A 2666-nucleotide genomic window follows, 5' to 3' on the forward strand; every position below is an offset into this window, starting at 1 on the left:
GATGTTAAGTCTGATTGACCGGTCATTCTCAACAAGCACTGTTTATTGAGAATGACCGGGGGAACTCTGAAATTTTCGGCTTAGTTGCCGGCAGCTTGCCGCCAACTCACTCCTCTAGATAAGTATTTTGACTCGCGCCCCTTCCCCTTTTGAGACGTTGTGACACTTAGGGTGCGGAATGTGGGTTGAAGAATACCTCAGATGGAGTGCGATAGTCAAGGGCTTTTCGGGGTCGATGGTTGATTAAGTCTGTCACTCGGTCTACCTCAGCTTGTTTGACGATGAGAGAAATTTGTCCCTTTCGGGAAAAACTGCCGCATGAGACCGTTAGTATGCTCGTTGAGTCCTCGCTCCCAAGAATGGTAAGGATTAGCAAAGTAGCATTTAACTCCTAATTGATGTGAGGAGCTTCGTCTTGGGTTTCCTCTCTTGGTGGTACAAGTCAGGTTACCTTGATGAGCCTCCTCATTGGAAGACTACCCTAGTGGTGCACTTCATTTTTGAATCGGCGTTTGGTTGTTTTCGTCTTCCTAAGTCCAAAAATCGAATTTATCACGGCATTGAATCAAGGGGCGGCGCTATTTATTAATAAAAAAAGGTAGTTCTAGTGCATCGCCCGTTACGTTTTGTGTCGTATTCAAGCAATTCATACAGTTTTAATCAATTCACACATCAAATCAAACAACCATCTATCAGGGTAATAGCAGAAGCAGAATTGTTGACTCGACTCAGGTAAGCAGTTCTCAAATTCAATAAGGAGCGTACATGATGAGATTGATGAAAACTGGTGCTAAATTTGTGATCAAAGGTACTTTAAGTAGCGGAATTCTCTTCGGTGGATTGATAATTGTGGCTAATCCAATGTTAGCCGCTACAGTCACTGTCGGATGTGCTGCAACGGATTCGTGTACTCTAACTGAGCTTTTTAATGGTGGTTCTATTCAGGTAGGACAAGAAATTCTAAGTAACTGGTCTTTGGTAAATAGTAGTATAACTGGGACAGCTACCAGCTTTGACTTCAATAATATTGTAGTACAAGAAGAAGACCCGATAGCCTTTGGTCATGGAGTAGCCTATTATGCTAACAATCAGGAACTGAGTGTTTTTGGTGCAGGGACGAAAAGCTTCAGTTACAATTTCAAGGTTACAAGCCTAGAGAACGATATCACTGAGATAACATCGCCTCTGCGATATCGTTCTCTCAATGGTTTCTCACCTTTTTTAACAGGGACTATTGACGTGGGAACTACACAAGGAAGTAACAACATTGGTAGTGCTACTTCAATATATTCCTTCTCTCAAGTCATCAATGGACCTCCTGTAGCTATTCCTAACCTATCTAGTTTTTGGGTAGATACAAGTATTGATATTTTGTCTGATTATGATGTTGGTTTTGCCCAATTGGGATACCTTGGTGGTGGATCACAGGGAAGGGCATACCAGCAACTTTTTCAACTTGCCCCTGTTTCCAGTTCAGTTCCCGAACCCTCCTCTGTTCTTGGGCTTCTTGCCTTCGGCACTTTAGGAGCAGGTGCAGTCCTCAAGCGCAAAATTAAACCATCTAAATCCACTGGAAAAGAACTAGAAAAAGATTCCTAACAATCAGAAAACCCCACAAACGCCCCTTCAATAAGAAAATGAAGGGGTTTATTATTGCCTCAGCCTGAATCGAATGTTGATATTGACCATGCGATGCAACTTCAAGCGATACCGCCGCTCTGTTAATTCCTTGACTGATTATTCCAGTTTGGGTATATTGTTGAATGATCCGAATTTCTAAAAGTATGTCGCGGGAAAAACCCTTGTATTGGGTGGCCTCTGCGAAAAAGGACTACCTGACTTTCCCTGCCGAGGTGCAGGACGATATGGGCTATGCCCTTGGTCTAGCGCAGTTGGGGGGTAAACATCCAAAGGCTAAACCTTGGAAGGGTGAAGGGGCAGGAGTATTTGAGATCGTCGAAGATCATCGAGGCGACACTTATCGAGCGGTCTATACTGTGCGCTTCGCTGAAGTTGTTTACGTTCTGCACGCATTCCAGAAAAAGTCGAAGTCTGGAATCAAGACACCTCAAGAGGATGTAAAGCTTATTGTTGAACGGATGAAACGCGCACAAGCGGATTATGAAAGTAGAGGGACAAAATGAGCAATTTGGAAATCACTCGCGGCACCACGAACGTTTTCGCTGACCTTGGTTATCCAGACGCAACCGAACGGCAAACGAAAACACGCCTAGCCCTGGCCGTTAACGAACTTCTGAAAAGTCGCAAGCTGAAACAGAGGGAGATTGCCATACTGCTTAATATCCCGCAGCCCAAGGTTTCAGCACTAAAAAACTATCGGCTCGATCAATTTTCAGTTGAACGATTGATGGAATTTCTCACGGCATTGAATCAAGATGTCGAGATCGTCATCCGGCCTCGTAGCGATACAAAAGAGGTCGGACATATTTCTGTTCTAGCAGTGCAATAAGAGCAGCAGAGACAAAAAGAGTGGCCTTACCGTCTGTTAAGGGCGGCGCTATTTATGGCTCTTCGTTACCCTTTATGCTAAATCAACATACAAGATGCCAAGATAACATACTTCTAACCCAAAAATTCCGAAAGTTTCTAAAGCCATAGCCTCTCCGTTTTATTAGTTTAAGTTTATTGTTGATTCCCTCGACCAC

Annotated in this window: 4 protein-coding genes and 1 pseudogene; 3 read left to right on the forward strand and 2 right to left on the reverse strand. The window is 43.7% G+C overall.

What is annotated here, in order from left to right; all coding sequences use genetic code 11:
* Nucleotides 1–166: 166 nt before the first annotated feature.
* Nucleotides 167–380 (reverse strand): annotated as a pseudogene (locus PX481_RS27610) (IS30 family transposase); the annotation flags it as partial.
* A 397-nt stretch (nt 381–777) separates the two neighbouring features.
* On the opposite strand from PX481_RS27610, the gene PX481_RS27615 reads away from it, so the two are divergent.
* From PX481_RS27615 to PX481_RS27625, 3 genes are all read left to right on the forward strand, one after another.
* Nucleotides 778–1599: a PEP-CTERM sorting domain-containing protein gene (locus PX481_RS27615; RefSeq protein ID WP_288027058.1), complete on the forward strand. Its 822-nt coding sequence runs from the start codon at nt 778–780 to the stop codon at nt 1597–1599.
* 164 nt (nt 1600–1763) lie between these two features.
* On the forward strand, nt 1764–2144 hold the full coding sequence (locus PX481_RS27620; protein WP_002763221.1) for a type II toxin-antitoxin system RelE/ParE family toxin: 381 nt from the start codon (nt 1764–1766) through the stop codon (nt 2142–2144).
* Complete coding sequence (locus tag PX481_RS27625) at nt 2141–2470, forward strand: helix-turn-helix domain-containing protein (RefSeq protein WP_002763223.1); 330 nt, start codon at nt 2141–2143, stop codon at nt 2468–2470. Before PX481_RS27620 ends, PX481_RS27625 begins: the two co-directional genes overlap by 4 nt.
* A gap of 82 nt (nt 2471–2552) precedes the next feature.
* On the opposite strand, the gene PX481_RS27630 is transcribed toward PX481_RS27625, so the two are convergent.
* On the reverse strand, nt 2553–2666 hold a 114-nt coding region (locus PX481_RS27630; RefSeq protein ID WP_130758671.1), incomplete at its 5' end, for a transposase.

It is taken from the genome of Microcystis sp. M53603_WE2, assembly GCF_030065435.1.

Coding starts and splice junctions, on each gene's coding strand:
- PX481_RS27625 (WP_002763223.1), top strand. CDS start 2,141: ATGAGCAATTTGGAAATCACTCGCGGCACCACGAACGTTTTCGCTGAC.
- PX481_RS27615 (WP_288027058.1), top strand. CDS start 778: ATGAAAACTGGTGCTAAATTTGTGATCAAAGGTACTTTAAGTAGCGGA.
- PX481_RS27620 (WP_002763221.1), top strand. CDS start 1,764: ATGATCCGAATTTCTAAAAGTATGTCGCGGGAAAAACCCTTGTATTGG.